The organism is Hymenobacter taeanensis (assembly GCF_013137895.1).
GTDB lineage: Bacteria > Bacteroidota > Bacteroidia > Cytophagales > Hymenobacteraceae > Hymenobacter > Hymenobacter taeanensis.
In genome coordinates this window covers 1,751,424-1,770,671 of sequence record NZ_CP053538.1, presented here as the reverse complement: position 1 = coordinate 1,770,671, position 19,248 = coordinate 1,751,424, and the positions used below count along the sequence as shown (strand labels likewise).

The 19,248-nt window shown below is 56.4% G+C and carries 13 protein-coding genes; 2 read left to right on the top strand and 11 right to left on the bottom strand.

Going from position 1 to position 19,248, the window contains the following annotated elements:
- Positions 1-217: 217 nt before the first annotated feature.
- Positions 218-625 carry a hypothetical protein gene (locus HMJ29_RS07555; RefSeq protein WP_171590910.1) on the top strand — a complete coding sequence of 136 codons (408 nt, stop codon included), beginning with the start codon at positions 218-220 and terminating at the stop codon, positions 623-625.
- 120 nt (positions 626-745) lie between these two features.
- Here the strand turns inward: HMJ29_RS07555 and HMJ29_RS07550 are convergent, their stop codons facing one another.
- A complete protein-coding gene (locus HMJ29_RS07550; RefSeq protein ID WP_171590909.1) occupies positions 746-2,263 on the bottom strand; it encodes a glycine--tRNA ligase in 1,518 nt (505 codons plus the stop codon).
- A gap of 360 nt (positions 2,264-2,623) precedes the next feature.
- On the opposite strand from HMJ29_RS07550, the gene HMJ29_RS07545 reads away from it, so the two are divergent.
- Entirely contained in the window at positions 2,624-4,030 is a 1,407-nt protein-coding gene (locus tag HMJ29_RS07545; RefSeq protein WP_171590908.1) for an inorganic phosphate transporter, read from the top strand.
- 191 nt (positions 4,031-4,221) lie between these two features.
- Here the strand turns inward: HMJ29_RS07545 and HMJ29_RS07540 are convergent, their stop codons facing one another.
- From HMJ29_RS07540 to HMJ29_RS07495, 10 genes are all read right to left on the bottom strand, one after another.
- A complete protein-coding gene (locus HMJ29_RS07540) occupies positions 4,222-4,707 on the bottom strand; it encodes a hypothetical protein (RefSeq protein ID WP_171590907.1) in 486 nt (161 codons plus the stop codon).
- A 63-nt stretch (positions 4,708-4,770) separates the two neighbouring features.
- The gene (locus HMJ29_RS07535) at positions 4,771-5,262 is read right to left on the bottom strand and encodes a DUF4385 domain-containing protein (protein WP_171590906.1); all 492 of its coding nucleotides are present in this window, start codon (positions 5,260-5,262) and stop codon (positions 4,771-4,773) included.
- 1,486 nt (positions 5,263-6,748) lie between these two features.
- Positions 6,749-8,368, bottom strand: a complete 1,620-nt coding sequence (locus HMJ29_RS07530; protein ID WP_171590905.1) for an Ig-like domain-containing domain — start codon at positions 8,366-8,368, stop codon at positions 6,749-6,751.
- A 369-nt stretch (positions 8,369-8,737) separates the two neighbouring features.
- On the bottom strand, positions 8,738-9,631 hold the full coding sequence (locus tag HMJ29_RS07525) for a class I SAM-dependent methyltransferase (protein WP_171590904.1): 894 nt from the start codon (positions 9,629-9,631) through the stop codon (positions 8,738-8,740).
- A gap of 284 nt (positions 9,632-9,915) precedes the next feature.
- Positions 9,916-11,784 (bottom strand): tRNA uridine-5-carboxymethylaminomethyl(34) synthesis enzyme MnmG, encoded by a 1,869-nt coding sequence (gene mnmG / locus HMJ29_RS07520; RefSeq protein WP_171590903.1) that lies wholly within the window; start codon positions 11,782-11,784, stop codon positions 9,916-9,918.
- A gap of 429 nt (positions 11,785-12,213) precedes the next feature.
- The gene (locus tag HMJ29_RS07515; RefSeq protein ID WP_244678868.1) at positions 12,214-12,942 is read right to left on the bottom strand and encodes a GNAT family N-acetyltransferase; all 729 of its coding nucleotides are present in this window, start codon (positions 12,940-12,942) and stop codon (positions 12,214-12,216) included.
- 286 nt (positions 12,943-13,228) lie between these two features.
- A complete protein-coding gene (gene ybeY, locus HMJ29_RS07510) occupies positions 13,229-13,717 on the bottom strand; it encodes an rRNA maturation RNase YbeY (RefSeq protein WP_171590902.1) in 489 nt (162 codons plus the stop codon).
- Between the two features lie 7 nt (positions 13,718-13,724).
- Positions 13,725-14,177: an ATP-binding protein gene (locus HMJ29_RS07505; RefSeq protein ID WP_171590901.1), complete on the bottom strand. Its 453-nt coding sequence runs from the start codon at positions 14,175-14,177 to the stop codon at positions 13,725-13,727.
- A gap of 51 nt (positions 14,178-14,228) precedes the next feature.
- Positions 14,229-17,648 (bottom strand): DUF4175 family protein, encoded by a 3,420-nt coding sequence (locus HMJ29_RS07500; RefSeq protein ID WP_171590900.1) that lies wholly within the window; start codon positions 17,646-17,648, stop codon positions 14,229-14,231.
- 316 nt (positions 17,649-17,964) lie between these two features.
- On the bottom strand, positions 17,965-19,086 hold the full coding sequence (locus HMJ29_RS07495; protein WP_171590899.1) for an MBL fold metallo-hydrolase: 1,122 nt from the start codon (positions 19,084-19,086) through the stop codon (positions 17,965-17,967).
- Positions 19,087-19,248 lie beyond the last annotated feature (162 nt).

Sequence of the window (19,248 nt, the reverse complement as noted above, 5' to 3'; positions counted from 1 at the left end):
TAAAATGCAGCAAAGGTACGCAACTACTCCTTGGGCGTGGTCATTAAACCTTTAGCTCAACTATAGTCTAACTGAACGGCTTACCCAGCTGTTTCTACTATTTTTTAGAATATAGGCAACAACTTATGTAGCTTACAGCGTAAACAGCCGCACATCAATACGTTGCGGGTTCAACAAATTGCACTTTGAGGCGTGTTGGTTGTTTTATTTTGACTTAATGACACTCTTTTCATCCCCGGAAGCTACCCTCACTTTCAACTCAGCTTCTCAGACTCTGCATCTTAGCTACAGTGCCACTCGATTGTCGGTCTCCTTCGGGCAGGCCTACCAGCGGGCACTAGAGGAAATGCTGGAGCACAACGTCGATAAGCTGCTTTTAGACCTTAAACGGAATGCCCCCCCTACTGAAGACGAAACGGAGCATTTGCTGCAGCCGTTGATTACGGCACTGCCCGCGCACCACAGTCGGCCACTCTTTATTGCAGCGGTGGTTTCAGAAGGACAGTACCAGTACCAGATTGCTTCTTACTCTTCGGCGGCCAGCCAAACCGTGCCACCGGCCCACATAGAGTTCAACTACTTCACCTCCCGCCGCGACGCCACTGCCTGGCTCAGCGAGAACTAAGCATCCGGCACTTTTTTAGCGCCATTCCTGCTTTTTCACCTATTCCGAAATAAAAACGCCCCCGGATTCCTCCGGGGGCGTTTTTACGTTCTAGGCCTGTAGCCTTAGCCGCTCAGTGGCCTAGAGCTTTTCAAAAACGCGCGACAGGCTCACGGCCTCGCCAATGTAGCTGCGCAGCTCCGAAATGGGCATGCGGGTCTGCTCGCGGGAGTCGCGGTGGCGCACGGTCACGGTGTTATCCTCCAGGGTCTGGTGGTCGACGGCAATGCAGAAGGGGGTGCCGATGAGGTCCTGGCGGGTGTAGCGCGTACCAATGGAGTCCTTCTCCTCTACTACCAACCGGAAATCGTGGCGCAGGGAGTTGTAGATTTCGTTGGCTTTGTCGGGCAGGCCATCCTTCTTCACCAGCGGGAAAATGGCGGCCTTAATGGGTGCCACGGCCGGGTGCAGGCGCAGCAGCTTGCGGGTTTTGGTTTGCTGCTTCTCGCCTTCGCCTTCCGTAATGGTTTCTTCCTGATAGGCCTGGCAAAGCGTGGCCAGGAACAGGCGGTCGGCGCCCACGGAGGTTTCTACCACGTAGGGCACGTAGTTGCCATAAGGCTTGCCCGTCTCGGGGTTGATGTCGTTGTCGAAGTACTGCTGCTTCTTCCGGCTTAACGCTTGGTGCTGCATGAGGTCGAAGTCGGAGCGGGAGTGAATACCCTCAATTTCCTTGAAGCCAAAGGGGAATTCATACTCGATGTCTACCGCAGCCTTCGCGTAGTGGGCCAGCTTGTCGTGGTCGTGGAAGCGGAGCTTGTCGGCGGGCAGGCCTAGGGCCTCGTGCCAGCGGCGGCGCGTTTCTTTCCACTGGTTGTACCACTCGCCTTCGGTGCCAGGGCGCACAAAGAATTGCATTTCCATCTGCTCAAACTCCCGCATGCGGAAGATGAACTGACGGGCCACAATCTCGTTGCGGAAGGCCTTACCAATCTGGGCAATACCAAACGGCACCTTCTGGCGCGCCGACTTCTGCACGTTCAGGAAGTTCACAAAGATGCCCTGGGCCGTTTCGGGGCGCAGGTAAATCTTGCTGGAGTCGTCGGCTACGGCGCCCACCTGCGTTGAGAACATCAGGTTAAACTGGCGCACATCCGTCCAGTTGCCAGTTTTGCTTACGGGGCAGATAATTTTCTCGTCAAGGATGAGCTGCTTTACGCCGGCCAGGTCTTCGGCGGTCAGCAGGCGGCCCATTTCGGCCAGCAGAGCGTCGGCGCGGGTATTGTCGCCGGCGTTTTCGTACTCGGCAGCCTTGTCTTCGAGCAGCACGTCGGCGCGGTAGCGCTTCTTGCTGTCGAGGTTGTCAATCATCGGGTCAGAAAAGCCATCTACGTGGCCGGAGGCTTTCCAGGTGAGCGGGTGCATGAAAATGGCCGCGTCAATACCCACCACATTCTGGTTGAGCTGGGTCATGGCCTTCCACCAGAGCTGCTTCAGGTTGTTTTTGAGCTCCACGCCGTTGGGGCCGTAGTCGTACACGGCGGCCAAGCCGTCGTAAATTTCCGAAGAAGGGAATACGAATCCGTATTCTTTGGCGTGCGACACGATATCAGCCAGGGTGTTTTCGGCCGTGGCGGCGGCTTTCTGCTCGTTGCTCATATGAAAGGAGAGGTGAGAAGGTAGAGCTTAGAACTCGGATGAATACCTGCTTTGGGGTTCTAATGTCCAAAGCAGGTCTTATCTCTCGCTTTTAAGCTCTCAGTTCTAAAGTACGGGCAAAAGTAGCCAAAGCTTTAGCTAGTCGGCTACACCCTCCGGCTAAAATGCAGCTGGCCCTTTGTTTATTAGCAATTTACTACACTTGCTCCTGGTCTGGCCAACCCGGCGGGCTGACCTACGTTAAGCGCCTCAAGCTGGAGCCTATTCTGCAAGAGCGGTAACAATTTCATAATCTTGTGCCCCTTTACGGCAGCCCTACCTTTGGTTGCCTAAACCTGAATACTCACCAATCCCCCCCTTATGTTTGGCTTAGAGCCTCATGTGCTGTTGCTGCTGATTGCCTGTTTGGTGGCAGCCTGCGCCTTTGAATTCGTAAATGGTTTCCATGACACGGCCAACGCCGTGGCCACGGTCATTTACACCAACACCCTGCGCCCGTGGGTAGCCGTCATCTGGTCGGCGTTCTGGAACTTCATCGGAGTTCTAACGGGTGGCATTGCCGTGGCTATGGGCATCGTGTACTTGCTCCCCGTAGAGAGCCTCGTCGACCAGAACGTGTACCACGGCATTGCCATGGTGGGCGCTCTGATTATTGGGGCCATCATCTGGAACGTAGGCACCTGGTATTATGGCCTGCCCTCCTCTTCCTCACACGCCCTCATTGGTTCCATCCTGGGTGTAGGCATTGCATTCAGTTTCCTGCCGGGCTCCAACAATGCGGCGGTTAACTGGGGCAAGGCCGGAGAGACTGGCCTAGCCCTACTGGTTGGCCCGTTGTTCGGCTTCTCGCTCACTATTGTGATGATGTTCCTGCTCAAGCGTTTCGTGCGCAACAAGGCCATCTTTAAGGAGCCGCACAAGCGTAAGCCCCCACCCCTCTGGATTCGTCTGATTCTGATTGCTACCTGTACGCTGGTAAGCTACTTCCATGGCTCTAACGACGGGCAGAAGGGCGTAGGCCTCATGATGCTGATTCTGATTGGCATCGTGCCCTCATACTTCGCCCTCGACCACGCCAAGAACCCACTTGATATGCGTGACTCGTTAACGAAGGTGGAGCAGGTGATGCAGAAGGTTAACGTTGGTGATTTGAGCGTGCAGGACCGCGAGTCGGTGGCCTACATCAAATCGCAGACTAATGCCCTCGACAGCATCTTTGCCGGAAAAACGGAAGTAAAGCAGTTACCGCAGAACGCCCGCTTTGAGATCCGCAAGGCCATTCTGTTACTGGGCAACCAGGCCAAGAAAATTCAATCGAGCGAAAAGGTAAGCCTGAGCACCGAAGACCGCGATACGCTTAAAACCAGCCTGAGCAAGATGAAGGAATTCACTGACTACGCCCCTTGGCAGGTGCTGGTAGCCGTGTCCGTTTCTCTGGGCTTAGGCACCATGATTGGCTGGCAGCGCATTGTGAAAACCATTGGGGAGCGTATTGGTAAAGAGCACCTGACCTACGCCCAGGGTGCCTCCTCGGAGTTGGTAGCGGCAGCCATGATTGGTGCCTCTACGGCCTATGGCTTGCCTAGCAGCACCACGCACGTATTGTCATCGGCTATTGCTGGCTCTATGGTGGCTAACCGGGGTATCAAGAACCTTAATCCTCAGATGGTGCGCAATATTGCTTTGGCTTGGGTACTTACCCTGCCCGTAACCATGGCCTTAGCCGGCGGCTTGTTTCTGCTGTTCCGGGCTATTCTGCCTTCTTAGGTCACCTTTGAATTACACAAAAAAGCCACCCCGGTTTGGGGTGGCTTTTTTTATGGGCATTTCTCACCGCGTCGCTTCTCAATGTGGAGCGTATGGCTCATCAGGATAATCTGAGGCGTGAAAAGTCCGGTTTATCAAATACTTATCAACTTATCAACACTGAAATCGTGTGATTTTGTGGATAACTCAGTTTAGGCAGGCCACTGCACTTCTAAATCGTCGTTAATGAAGACCCCGAAGTTCACGAACTGCAGCTGCTCTTCATCGAAGTACATATCGATCATCTCCTTCTCGTAGGAGAGGCGCATCTCGCCGGTATCCATTTTCTCCACCTCGCTTTGCTCGTGGCCGTGGCGCTGCATCAGGTCCTGAATTTCCTCCGGGGATTTGCCATGAATGGCTTCGCCGTACAAACGAATGCCGGGGTGGTCCGTCTCAATGCAGCTCAGGCGGTAGTCGTCCTCACGGTCGAAGTACAAGGAGTAGCCTTCTTCCAAGTAGTTCCAGGCTTGGTGTTCAAATTCGTCGTCGTCTTCCGACTCTTCAATTTCTTCCGGCTCGCCCATCAGGGCGCGCACTTCATCCATGGAGGCACCGAACTTGAGCGGCCCCATGCCGACACCGAGCGTGATTTCGTTTTCTTCAGTGCTTGACGATTGGTTGGCGGGCGTTTGCATAGCCATATTGGTAAGGGTGAGTGTCAGGAAATGGTAGAAGGGTTAAAGGTAGGTATTCGTGCTTCACTTGCCGTATTGGGCCTCAAACTCGGCTCGCTGGCGCACATACTCGGGGTGTTGCTTGGCCTGGTCCCACTTGCGCTTGAAGATGGCCGCTGCCTCTGCTTTCAGTGGGTCTTCGGGGGAGCGGGGTAATTCTTCGCGGCCGTGGGCACCGCTTTGGCCTTTTTTATCGTCGGGCACCGGGCCATCATACTTCTTACCACCGCGGTGGTTAGCGTAGCGCCGGGCGCGGGTAAACCCCATTTGCAGAAACTTCCGGGCCATGTCGGCCCCAACAAAGTCCTGGGCTTTTAAGTAGGCCTCAAACAAGCCGTAAATGGTTTCGCTAGACTCCCGGGCCACCTCAGGGGTCCGGAAGCGCCAGTGGGGCAGAATCTCGCCTTTATAGGGCTCTACCAACAGTACCCCCTGCTCGCCTTTGCCCACTCGGTAGTACTCCGGATGCTTCCGGAAGTCCAGAGAATGAAAATCGAGGTCGTAGTTGAAGGGCATATGCGCTAGGCCAGTACCGCTGCGTGAGTAAATGGGTTAGATGCCTCTATACGCCCATTTCGACTTCCTGGCTGCTCCTCAAATAAAAAGGCTCATCGGTTAGTGGATAACAACGGCTTACTATGTGGATAACCAACTAGTTATAAACACACTACGCTATTCTTTGGGCTTTACCGCGTTGCACAGAAAACAGGTAAGGGCATCAAGCCTACAAGTGATACCCGTATTTGTAGGCCAGTTCATTTACAGAGCGCTAGGTTTCCCCAGCAACAGCATGAGCCGTTAAGTGTCGCGGGGCACTACACCAGAACCCGTCCTGCCCGATGTCCTGACCAACGTCTCCTGTTTACAAGGCAGCCCAACCCGCTAGGCTACCCTTTCTGCAAAACCGAAACCCCGGTCCGCTTTTCCACAGGTTAATAACTTTTAAAATATTTTTTTCTTAAAGTCTCTTTTTAATCCCTGTCATAGGGGCTGTGTATAAGTGGATAAAAAGAACGGGTTATTAACACGACTAATAACTTGTGTACAAGAACAGAGTTATGCACCGTGTATCAACAGGGTGTGTGGATAGTAAACAACAGATTACTAGATGGTTAATGCAGTTTTTCACAATCCACATACCTTGTCAACAAATCCACAATTCACAGGGTGGGTCGTGTGTGGATTGTAGAATTTAAGGGGGATAGTTATCCACCCTTATCCACTGCTGAATTGTGCTGTAGCGGTCAGGTAGCAACCAAAAAAACTTGTGCCCAACTTCTCCACGCGTTATCCCCAGGTTTCCCCACCATTATCCACAGATTATGCCCTGGGCGCAAACAGGCGTGGAAAACTCTGTGGATTGCGTGAGGAGAACCTCTGCAAATCTGGCCTATCGGGCTGGAAACGCAGATATAGAATGTGGATAGCTGCATGAGCTATTCTATATATAGAGGAAAATAGCACTATCCCAACCCAGCTACCCCACTTGTGTAAAGAAGAGTTAAAGAGACCAGGGCAGAAGGTAGTTTCGATTTAGCGAGTGGCTGACTAATGAGATAAGCCAGGCACATTTCACAGCGCAATCAGTTGAGGACGGTCATGTGGCATCTGATGGGCGGGCCGTAAATGGGGGCCGAAGTGCAGCAGTGAGCTGTACCAGCCTCTGACGTGCATCTCGTGACACGGAAAGTAGCCTGAAACGACACTATTCCTGCGGCACCAACAAAGACGAAACGCATAGTGGTGGCACAGGTAAGTCTTGCGTCAGTACACTACCGTAGTCAAAGCGTAGCAAAAACAAAATGCCCGGCTGGTTAGAGCCGGGCATTTCTGGTGTAATTAGGCCGTGTCTGAAAACTCCAAAACGGTCATGCTGAGCTTGCCGAAGCATCTCTACCGCTTCATGTAAGCTCGTATAAGTAAGCGGTAGAGATGCTTCGGCAAGCTCAGCGTGACGTGCAGCAAGCCTTAAACGACTTTTCAAACACAGCCTACTAAGCGATTAGAAGCTCAGCGCCTCTACAATGTCGAAGTTGGCGCGTATCTGAATGCTTTTAGGGAAAAAGTAGATAGGCTCAGGGGGTACCCGTAGCTGTGGGTCGCCGCCCTGCCAGCGGCCGTCCTTATTAGTATCAATAAGCACGCGCAGGGTGTAGGTAGCGGGTGCCAGATAGTCGAAGCGGTAAGTGTTTTTGGGGCTAAGCAAAGTGGCTACCACCTGGTTGTTGGCATCAAGTAGTTGTACCTGATAGCTGGTATACTTCGTGGTAATGGTGCCACTGAGGGTGCCGGTGGTAGCTTGGTCAGTTACGCGGAGGCGCAGTAGCGGCTTCAGGCCGAGGCGTTGTCCGGTTACGCTTTGCACCACGGTGCTGTCGAGAATTATCCCTACGGTTTTCTTGGCTTGCGTATTCAGGGTAACCGTGAGGGTGCTGCGGTCGGGGCTCAGCACGGCGTCGGTGGGCACCCGAAGCGGGCGGCGCTTCAGAGAGTCTTCTACCAACGTGCCGATGGGTTTACCGGCCACCAGCCGAATAGGCTCCGTGAATTTGAATCTCACCTGGCCCTGGCGGTACACCTCCCGGGGGCTACCCTCTACCGTGTAGGCAGCGGGGCGCTTGGTGGGCGGGTTACCCTGGAAGCGCACGTTCACGGTGTCGCGGCCCACGTTGCCGGCGCTGTCAGTGGCAGCCAGCAGGTAGCGGCCTTCGGTGAGATCAGGGAAGCGGTAGAGCACAACGCTGCGGCCCCGCTCCGTTAGTTGCACTGCCTCGTTGAGCACCGGCGGCGTGGGGCCACTCAGCGCCGAAAGGGTAGCTGCGGTCAGGCCCTCGTTGTAGCTTACCTGGAAGTCAGTAGGGCCGGGTTTCTGGCTGATTACGTTCGGGCGCCGGCTATCGGGCCGGGTAAGGGTAAGCTGCAGCGAGTCGGCGTTGGGCCGCACCGTGTACAAGGTGGGCAGATAGGCAATTCGCTCCCCTTCCTCGTAGCGTAGACTTTGGTTTTTATCGGCCAGAGCATAGAGCTGGTAGCGGCCCTCTTTAAGATACTGCAGGTAAAACTGGCCTTGCTTATCGGTGCGAGCCAAGTAGTAAGGCCGGCCGCGCCGAATATTGGCCGTGTCGCTTTCCTGATACAGCATAACCACCGCTTCGGCCGCCGGCTTGCCCGAGAGCAGCTCCGTAACTGAGCCACGCACGGAACCAGAGTCTAGCTGCGCGCCGGTACTAAAGCTCAACCGCGCATCGGGGGCCGGGTTGCTTTCCGTAATGTCGGAAATGGCGTTGCCGAAGTTGAAGGAGTAGGTGGTATTTGGGGCGAATGGCTTGTCGAAGGTAAGCGTAACGGCGTTGCGGTCTTCGCGCACTTTGTACTTGTTGTCGTCGCTGATGTAGGGTGCAATAATCAGGTTCTTCTGGAGGTCCTTTACCTGAATCGACTCCGAGAACACCAGCCGCACCGACTGCCCCCGCACGTTGCGGGCCTCGTTCTCAGGTACGCTGCTCACCAGCTTCGGGGGCGTGGTATCCCGGATGCCGCCTTCCGGTGAGCTTACCGCGGCGCATCCAGCCAGGCCAGCCACTGCCGATAACAATAGAAAAGAACTAACACGAACGAACATCAACAGGAAGTACTGAGGTCAGGGGGAAAGTAGCGCAACCAACTTGCAGCGCCGCCGGGTAGAACGAGAAAGGCGCAACAGAAGCTGCCAGGCCACCAACGCCTGACAAACCACAACAATTGCGTGAGGAAACGGTAGGTGGCGCTACTGCCAAGCGAAGGTACAACCCTACTCCGCATGCTGCCCAATGAACCAGCATAGCCGCACCGCGGCCACGAGTAAAAAACGTATTGCCCTGAAGCATTAGCACCTAGCCTCTCCCCTACCCTGGCAGGCACTTGGTGCTCCAGGAAAAAACAGAAGACCGTCCCTCCGAGCATGGCTGAGAAAGACGGTCTTGCCAAATTACAGTACTGGCCTAGCCGAAAGTTAGCGCCGAGTGGAAATGTAGATTAAGCTGGAGTACTGGCCTTCATGCTGGGCCGCGTATTGATTTGATTTATAACCAGCCTTGAGCACTGTAAGCAGCCCGCCGCCCCGCTCGGCGCGGTGCTTCTCGCTGAGCATGCTTACGTAATAGGCATCCAGCGCCATGGGCAATACCTCACGCACGCCCATTTTGTGCTTTTTAAGCAGCTGGGTCATGGTTTTGGCGCTGAAGTGGTACAGGTGGCGCGGCACATCATAGGCGGCCCAGTCCTGGCGGTAGTGCTGGGCGTCGAGGCTCTCCACGTTAGGCACGGCAATGATGAGCACGCCATCAGGCTTCAACAGCTTGATGAGCTGCTGCAGGGTTTCGTTCAGAGTGTGAACGTGTTCCAGCACGTGCCAGAGTGTAATAGCATCGAAGGAGCCGGGCTCTAGGGCCGTAAGGTCGTCGGAGCCGATGGGCTGGCCTACGCGCTGGCTGGCTTCTTCGCGGGCCCGCGGGTTGGGCTCTAGGCCACTCACCTTCCAGCCCGAAGACTTGGCCGCCTCCAGAAAGTGGCCCGTGCCGCAGCCATAATCCAGCAAACGGCCCTTGCGCGGCGCCTGTTTATTGAGCAACGCCACCTTGCGGCGCATGGTGAAGAAGCGGGCTACTTTGTAGGCCTGGTTGATAACCCCCCCTGCCCCACTGTTGTGCGATACGTACTCCTCCGACTCATAATACCGCCCAATGTGGGCAGCATCGGGGCGCGGGTTGGTGAACTGAAACGAGCAGGCGGCGCACTGCTGAATCGCGAAGCTTTCCTTGCTGACCGATTTATCCTCCACCACGAGCTTGTTGCGAAGCTCCGTCTTGCCACACACCGGGCATTTGTCCAGACGTTCGTAAACCACTGAGTTGTGCTAATTTATTTATTGTAAGCCGGAACGAACAAGTAGGCCTAGGCCAGTCCGCCCTCGTTGCGAAGGTACAAAACGAAGCTGCCACAAATTCCAGGAAGGATCTGTGGCAGCTGTTGAATGAATAGGAACAAGTTATAAAGCCATCATGCTGAGCGCAGCGCAGCATATCTACCGCTTTGTTGCGAAGCTAGGCTAGTTGAGTAGCCAGAGGTAGAGATGCTTCGGCTGCGCTCAGCATGACGTTCTTATTAATTCGTTCCTGAAAATCAGACCATCTACCGGCCCAGGTACACCATCAGCACCGATACGTCGGCGGGGGATACGCCGCTAATGCGGCTGGCCTGGCCTAGGGTTTCGGGCTGAATCTTGAGCAGCTTCTCGCGGGCTTCGTGCGAGAGGGCGGGCATGGCTTTGTAGTCGAGACGGCCCCGGATGGTGAAGTCTTCCAGCTCCTGCACGCGGGCGGCTTGTTGGTGCTCCTTCTCCAGGTACGCCTCGTATTTCACCAGAATCACGGCTTGCTCTAGGGCATCGGGGCGGTACTGGCCTAGGGCCAGCGTGAGGGCGGGGAGGGCGCGCGTGAGGTCCGGCAGCTCCACATTGGGGCGGCGCAGCAGGTTCACGGCGCGGGTTTTCTCGTGAATAGTAGCCGAGCCAATTTCCTCTAGCCAGCCGTTGATTTCCGCGGGCTCAATACCGAAGTTCTTCAGCAGCTTCACGATTTCGGCGGTTTGCTCCTGCTTTTCGCGCACGCGCTCCATGCGCTCATCCGACGCCAGACCGAGGGAATGGCCTAGAGGCGTGAGGCGCAGGTCGGCGTTGTCCTGGCGGAGCAGGATGCGGTGCTCGGCGCGGCTCGTAAACATGCGGTAAGGCTCGTCGGTGCCTTTGTTTACGAGGTCGTCGATGAGCACCCCGATGTAGGCCTCGCTCCGCTTCAGGATGAAGGGCTCCTTGCCGTGCACTCGGTTGTGGGCGTTGATGCCGGCCATCAGGCCCTGGCACGCCGCTTCTTCGTAGCCTGTGGTGCCGTTGATCTGGCCCGCGAAGTAGAGGTTCTTGATGCGCTTGGTTTCGAGCGTCAGGTGCAGCTGCGTAGGCGGGAAGAAGTCGTACTCAATGGCGTAGCCCGGGCGGAACATCTTCGCGTTTTCGAAACCGGCAATTTTGCGCAGGGCGCGGTATTGCACATCCTCGGGCAAGCTGCTGCTGAAGCCGTTCACGTACACCTCTACTGTGCTCCAGCCTTCGGGCTCCACAAAAATCTGGTGGCGGTCCTTGTCGGCGAAGCGGTTGATTTTATCCTCTACCGAAGGGCAATAGCGCGGCCCCAGACCCTTAATACGGCCCTGGAACATCGGCGACTTCTCGAAGCCCTCCTTCAAGATTTCGTGCACCTCGGGGTTAGTGTAGGTGATGTAGCAGGGGCGCTGCTTGGTGAGCGTAGGCGTGTCGAGGTAAGAGAATTTGCTCGGCTCGGCGTCGCCCGACTGCTCTTCCATTTTAGAGTAGTCGAGGCTACGGCCATCCACGCGGGGCGGGGTACCGGTTTTCATGCGGCCCGCTTCAAAGCCCAACTCCTTCAACTGCTCCGTGATGCCGGTGCTCTTGCTCTCGGCGGCGCGGCCACCGCCAAACTGCTTCTCGCCAATGTGGATAAGGCCGTTCAGGAAAGTACCGTTGGTCAGGACCACCGACTTGCCCCGGAACTCAATGCCGAGCTGGGTCTTTACGCCCACCACCGTGTCGTTTTCTACCACTAGGCCAGTCACGGCCTCCTGCCAGAAATCCACGTTCAGGGTTTGCTCCAGGGTCATGCGCCACTCCTCGGCAAAGCGCATTCGGTCACTTTGCGCGCGCGGGCTCCACATGGCGGGGCCTTTCGAGCGGTTCAGCATCCGGAACTGAATCATGGTTTTGTCGGTGATGATGCCCGACTGCCCGCCCAGCGCATCTACCTCGCGCACAATCTGCCCTTTGGCCACCCCGCCCATAGCCGGGTTGCACGACATCTGCGCGATGGTGTTCATGTTCATCGTCACGAGCAGGACCTTCGAGCCCATGTTGGCAGCCGCGGCGGCCGCCTCACATCCGGCGTGGCCGGCTCCTACTACAATAACGTCGTACTCTTCTTGCTGAAACATGGCGGGGTAGCAAAGGCGCGAAACAGGGAGCTTCGCGTGTTGTTGAACTCTGAGTTAGCGGGTCGCTAACGGTAATTCGTTCGGGGTAAACAGCACTTGGGGGCTTAGTCGTTCAACATAGTGCGCCGCTAGTGCCGCGTGCTATGTGCATACCAACAAAAACGCCCGCGTTTGGGCGGGCGTTACTAGAGAAACAAGTTCAGCAGCCGGACGCAACGCGCTCAAAACGTGCGCAAAGATACGCAGCTAATGGCTTCCTTACATAAGAGCCTTTTAGGTAGAGTGAAACGATGTAGAGGCGCAATATTTTGCGTCTCTTTGTTGCTGACGTTGTTTAGAATGCGGGAGTTCTAGGCCAGTCGTTCAACGACTAGACGCAAAGTATTGCGTCTCTACATCGTTCTGTTATTTACTGCCTATAGAAATGCTCTAGTCTAGGTCGAACTCCTCGAAGTACTCATCTGGCATATTCCTCATCAACTGAGTTGATTGAGCTGCCACCGTATCCCAGGAAAACGGCAGCCATAGGCCAGTCTCGCAGTCAAAAGCCTCGGTGGCCGCCAGGCACGGAAACAGCTTGTAGTCGAACTTGGGATAGTTGTATACCAGGTAGCCGGGGTAATAATATTCGTGTTGCTTGGCCAGGGCGTGCTTTATTTTCAGCAGCATCAGGTACTTGCCCAAACTGTGCTTGCGGTAGCTGGGGTGATAGAAGTTCATGATGCCGGCCAGCGTGCGGGCCCCGCTGTCGAAGATGCCCGCCGCAACCAGCTGGTCACCATCGCGCACCTCGAGTACTTGTGAGTTAAACACGTTGTGGGTAGCGCCAGCCAGCATGAAGGCCTCCACCGTTTCGGGTGCATCGAAGGTGATGGAGCTACGGTACTGGGCGTACAGATTCTCTAGTTCGTCGGTGAGTTGAAAGTGCCGGATGGTGGTCGTGAACCGCTCATTGAGGCGCAGCAGGCGGCGCTGCTCCGGGCCGTAGTGCATTTCCGCAAGCACTATCCGCAGCCAGTGCACAGTGTATAGGTTGTTGTTGATGGGCAGGAACCGGCAGGTAAACAGGTCCTGGTGCATCCGGTAATAGCCCTGGCTCAAATAATAATCTAGCGCGTCGCCTCTGATAATGGGGAAGTAAGAAGGAGTAGCAGACATGCGGCGTATTTGGGTAGTTCGGTGAGGGAGAAGTGGCCTATAGTAATACACTTTATAAAGACCGTCATGCTTTATCTGGCGTCCGCTTGTCGAATCATCTCTACCGCTTCGTTGAGTTATTCCTAGGCCAGTGATTAGCCAGAGGTAGAGATGCTTCGGCTTCGCTCAGCATGACGATAGTTAGCGTAGAACAAGCTACACATACTAGGTCACCTAAACCAAAAACGCCCGCGTTTCGGCGGGCGTTTTCAGTACTATCAGAAGAGTCAATGTAAAATCAATAGGCCTAGAAGGTGCGCAGTGACAGGCAGTAGTCCTCTTTCTTGCGCATGGCCGTCTGGCTGAGCAGGTCCTTGTCGGCGTAACCTAGCAGGTGCAGCACGCCGTGAATCATGACGCGGTGCAGCTCGTCGCGGAAGGGCACGCCCAGCTTTTCGGCATTTTCCCGCACGCGCTCCACCGAGATAAAGATGTCGCCCTCGATGATATCCGATGTATCGGCGTTGTCGAAGGTGATGACGTCGGTGTAGGTGTCGTGGTCGAGGTACTCCATGTTTACCTTGTGCAGGTACTCATCGGAGCAGAAGATATAGGTGAGCTGCACAATTTCGTACTCGTGCACTTTGGCTACCTGCTCAATCCAGGAAACCAGAGATTCAGCGTCGCCTAGCTCAAACTCGACATCTTCCACCAAAAACTCAATACCGTGTACTTCGTGCTCGTGCGTGGTATCGTCGTCCTCAAACTCGTCGTGGTCGTGCGGAAAGTCGCTCATACCCTACTTAGTTGCTAGCGGAAGCATTTTCAGCACCGTTCAGCGCGGGCTCCTGAGAAGTAGGCAGTAGAAAGGTGAGCTGCACGTTGCGGCCATCTTTCTGGAACTCCACCTCGTCGGCCAGGTGGCGGATGAGGAAGATACCACGCCCACCGGGGTTCTCAATGTTTTCGGGAGCGGTAGGGTCGAGAAGATTAGTGTAGTCGAAACCTTCGCCCTGGTCTTCTACTTCAAACTTCACGCGGTCGGTATCCACTATCAACGACAGAAACACGTTTTTGTCCTTGTCGAACTTGTTGCCGTGCCGGATAGCGTTGTTTACCGCTTCCGTGACGGCCACCATGATGTTACCGTAGATGTCATCTTCAATGTGAAAGGTATCCTTCGAGTTGTCGATGAAACTCTCCACCACGCGGATATTTTCGACCAGCGAAGGAATCTGAATTTTAACCTGCTTCATAAAAAGAAAAAAGAGGGAAAGCGGCGTAGGGGCGGTAAAAGTAGCGTAACGCTACTTCATTTTCTGAAAATATTCACTCACCTCGCGCTGATAGTACGGAGTGAGGGCAGGCGGAACAGTCCGGAGCAACTCCGTTTGCCGGTTTTGCTGGCGTTTATACTGATTAAATGCCGGCGGAAAAACAGGCGGGCGGTTCTGTGCTGTCTGCGCTTCGCGCTTGTCATCCTGGTCTCGCTCCCGGGCCGATTTCTCAGCTTCCAGCAAACGAGTCAGGATTTGGCGCTGGCGCATAACAGTTTGCTCCGTCAGCCGCTTGTTTACGAGGTCGGTTTCGGTTTGTTCCATCATTTTTTTGACGTCGCCGAGACCCCCGGCGCCGTCCTGGCCTTTGCCATCTTTGTTGGAGCCGGGCTTGCCGCCGCTTTTCTGCTGCATGCGCTCCAGCTCCTGCATGGCCTGCCGTAGCATTTGCTGCTGCCCGGCTAGCTTGGCTAGCTCTTCGCTGAGGGCACGGCCCTGCTTGCCGCTCTGCTGCAGCTGCTGAATCTGCTGATTAAGCTGCTGCTGCATGCGGCCCAGCTGCCCTTCACCGGCGGCGCTGCCTTTTTTCTTTTTGCGGCTGCCTTTGCCTCCCCCACCCTGCTGTTGCTGCTGGCTCTGGCGCTGCTGCTCCTGCATTTGCTGCAGGGCATCATTCAGCATCAGGGCAAGGTTGTTCATGCTGGTCATGGCCAGCTGCTGGCTGCTGGTGGCGCGGCCCACGTTGCGCTGCCGGATGTGGTCGAGGCTCTCGTCCATGCGGCCGTTCATCTCGCCCACCTCGCGGGTCACGAAACTCTGAATCTGGAAGACTTTTTTTGCCAGCGCATATAAGGAATCCTGCACCACGCGGGCATCGTCCTTGAGCTTGCGCTGGGTCTGGCCGAGCTGCACAAAGCGGGGGTCACTCTGGTCAACGGTGCGAAACTGCTTCATCAGGCCTTCCTGATCGAAGCTCAGCTTGAGTAGGTTTTCCAGAATGTCGCGCAGGTCATCAATATTCTGTTGCTGCTGATCTGACTCCTCCTCTTCCTGCTGTTGCTGCATCTTCTGGGCCATCTGCTTCATCTTGTCAGCGGCTTGCTTCTGGCTCTGGCTTGCTTTCTGGTTCTGGTTTTTCGAGAGTTGCTCCTGGCTTTCCTGCTGCTGCTGGTCCACGTCCTGCTGCTCCTGCTTCATCTCGTCGGCCCCGTTCTGGTCGTCGAGCTGCTTGTCCAGGTCCTTCATGTCTTTGAGGTCCTGCTTCAGCTCCTCAAACTGCTGCTTCTGCTCGGCCTGCTTTTGCTGCAGCTCCTGCTGCTTTTGTTGCTGCTGAGCTTTGTCCTTGGGTGCCTCAGAGCTGTTCTTATCGTTCTTCTGGGTTTCCTCGGCTAGCTTCTCCTGCTCCTTAGCCAGCTCTTGCAGCTTCTCAATGGCTTGGTCCTGCTTCTGCTCAAACTGCAGCTGCTTGAACATTTCGAGGGCGCGCTCCAGCTCCTTTTGCAAAGTGTTTTCCTTGTTTTCAAGCTGTTGCAGCAGTTTCTGCATTTCGGGCTGGTTCTGGTCCTTCTGCTGGTCCAGGAGCTTCTGCAGCTCCTCGTAGAGCTTCTTGGTCTCGGGGTCGAGCAGGGTTTCCATCAGCTTCTGCAACTCCTTGGCCTTCTCGGCCAGCTCGTCGTTTTTCTCGGGGTTGAGTTGGTTTTGCTGCTCCTGGAGCTGCTCAAACTGCTTTCTGAGCTCGTCGAGGGCTTGGTCCATCTGCTGTTTCTGGTCCAGCATGTCCTTGAGCTGCTTGCGGTCCTGGAAGTTCAGGTCGCGCTTCACCTTGAGCTTATCCTCGGCCTTAGCCAGCTCGCGTTCCATCTTCTTGCTCTGCTCCTTCGACTGGCTCAGCTGGCTCTGCACAGCTTGGCTCTGTGAGGCCATCTGCTGGCGCATCTCCGTGCGCGAGGGCAACCGGAACTCCGCCGCCCGGCTCCGCGCCGACTTCGGCCCGTGCACGCCATCGTTATCCCACACCTGCACGAAGTACTCCAGCCGGTCGCCGGGCTTGAGGCCTAGCGGCCGGATATCCCACTGGTGAGCGTAGCTTTGATTGGGGCCGCTGCTCAGGGGCAGGGCGCGGGTCTGGTAAGCAGCGTTAGGCCGGGCCTTGCTCAGCACGCGGTAGTGCAGCTGCAGGCGCGAGAAGCCATAGTCGTCGCGCACGTTGCCGGCCAAAGCCAGGAAGCGAAGTGAGGTCGTATCCTGAAAGCTCTCCAGCGTAATCTCCGGCGCTTGGTCCGGAATTACGGTGAGCTGGTACTGAATTGGGTCGCGGTTGGGGCTGAAGCTGTTCTGCAGCTGCACCGCGTAGTCCTGGCTGCGCACTACTTTGCGGCTCACCCGAAACAGCTCGTCATTGGCCTCGGCCGTCACGGTTTCGTCGGGGTTGCGGAACTGCAGCTGCAGCTTATCAGTGGCGGCGGTAGTGAACTCCCACTGCACCGTGCTACCCTCGGGCACGGTGAGGTTACCAGAGTTGCGGATGGTTTCGGCGGGCTTGCCAATGTAGGCCGGGTAGGCCACTCGCACGGCAAAGTCGCGGAGGTTGGGCCGCTCCCGCACTTTCAGGTCGTACTCCGTAGAGGTAACATTAGCGGCCGAAAGCTGGAAGTTCACATCCTGCTGCAGCTGCCGGAACTGGTACTGGAAGCGGTTGCCCTGGCTGCGGGTGAGGCGGCGCGTGCGCCCCCCATACTCAATGCTGATTTCGTTGGGCAGGGCCTCCCCTTCCACGGCCACATCCAAGGTAAAATCTTCGCCCTTGAAGGCTTTGAGGTCTTTATTGCCCAGCACAAACCGGAACGGTGCGGGCGGGCTGTACTTGTTGTTATAGTGCAGAATCCGCTCGGTGCCCTGCACGAACAAGGCGGGGTAAATCAGGAGCACCAGCATGACCACGGCGGCGGGCACAGCTACGTATTTCCAGAGTGGCCTGGTCTGGCTCTTGATGTTGATGCCCTGGCTGAACTCCACGCCGCGCAGCTGGGCGGCGCGCTGGTCGAGGCTGGCGGCCAGCAGAGCGTTGGTCTGGGCCTGGCCCCGCAGCTGCAGTGCATTGAGCAGGCGGTCCTGCACATCGGGGAACAGCTCACCCACCCGGCGCGCAGCCTGCTCATCGGTCAGCATGCGGCGCAGGTTGGTAAGCGCGGCCAGGGGTTGCCAGATCCAGCGCCCAAACGCATACACCGACAGGCCTACGAACCCAAACAGCAGGCCGGCCCGCACCCAGGTGGGCAGGTACAGGAAGTACTCAAGCAGGTTAACCACCAGGAATAGGGTAAGCAGCAGCCCGCCGGCCACCAGCGCACCCCGCACCAGCAGACTCAGATAAAATTTACGCTTAAAGGCATCTAGCCGGGCCAGCACATCGTCTAGCGCCCGGGTTGTTGCAGGGTCTCGCTCCACCATAGGTCTTCAGCCAGTTTCAGGCCTGGGAAAGATACGGATTTAGGGGCGCAGGATGCACCAACCCATATCCTTATAGGAAGGACGCGCCAGAAGGGGTAAAATGTTCCGTTTTGGAGGAGGTAGGGTTTTGATTATGACTTGGTAGGACCTCACCCCCGGCCCCTCTCCTCTGGGAGAGGGGGGCATTCTGGAAGCAATGGACAATGAAGAATGACGAACAAATCATTGGTCACTGCTCATTACGTAGTGTTCAGTGCCCCGTCTCCTCTCCCGGAGGATGTGGCGCATCACGCCAGCGGGACCGGGGGTAGGGTTCCTACTGCCACCACTGCATCTGGGGCAGGGGCTGGCCTAGCGTTACGGGTTGGCCTAGCTCGGGGGTGGTCATGGGTAGGTGGCGGCGGGCGGCTTCGGCGGAGGCGCGCTTTACCGGGTCGTTCCAGGGGTGGTGGGCCTCAGTGAAAGCGCCCCAGTGTACGGGCAGCAGCACTTGGGCCTGCACATCAAGAGCGGCCTGCACGGTTTGCTCGGGCAGCATGTGAATGTTGGCCCACTGGGCATCGTACTGGCCGCACTCCATGAGGGCCAGATCAAAGGGGCCATGCTGCTGGCCGATGGTCTGGAAGTGCGGACCATAGCCTCCGTCGCCGCTGTAGAACACGCGCTTGGTGGCGGATTTCAGTACCCAGGAGCTCCAGGAGGTGGAGTTGCGGTTGGTGAGGCCGCGGCCGGAGAAGTGGCGGGCCGGCGTGCTAATGATGGTCAGGCCGGGCAGCCTCACCGAGTCGCCCCAGTCTAGCTCATGCACTTTGGTGGGTGCTACACCCCAGGCCAGCAGGTGGGCCCTCACGCCCAGTGGCACGTAGAAATTGCTGGTTTTGTCTTTGAGGCGCAGAATGGTTTGGTAGTCGAGGTGGTCGTAGTGGTCGTGGGAAATCAGTACGGCGTCGATGGCCGGCAGCTCCTCGGCGGTAATGGCCAGCTGCGGGTTGTAGCGCTTGGGCGTAATCCACGGAATTGGGCCCATTTTCACACTCAGCATGGGGTCGAGGAAGATGTTCTTGCCGGCTATTTCCACCAGGCTGGCTGAGTGCCCAAACCAGGTAGCCCGCACGGTTTCCGGCGTTTTCTGCTGAATGCTGGTGGCCGTGAGGGGCCGGGTAGGCAGGGGGCCATCGGGCATGGCATGGGGCGTTTTGCCGAACAGGAATTTCCACAGCGCCGAGAAGGTGCTACCGCCCGTCATCATCTCCGTGGGCACTAGGTTCCTGAACTCGCCATCCTCATAGTGGCCTGACTTCGCGTAGGCCAGTCGCTGCTCCTTGGTGGGCTTGCCACCCAGCTCGGGGCTCAGGTTAGAGAAGGCTACGCTTACCATTAGCAACACAACTACACTACTGCCAACCAGCCGGCCGAGGAATCTCAATGGTTTACGCATAAATACAGGTGAATCAGCTTCCGCCGGTAGTGGTGAAATAGTTAGACGAATAAGTGCCCCTAATACCTTACGGCTATGGTACGGGCGGGTGGTCAGAAAACAAAACGGCCCCGCCCGATGATTCGGGCGGGGCCGTGCAGGCACTCCACTAGTGGCCTAGGC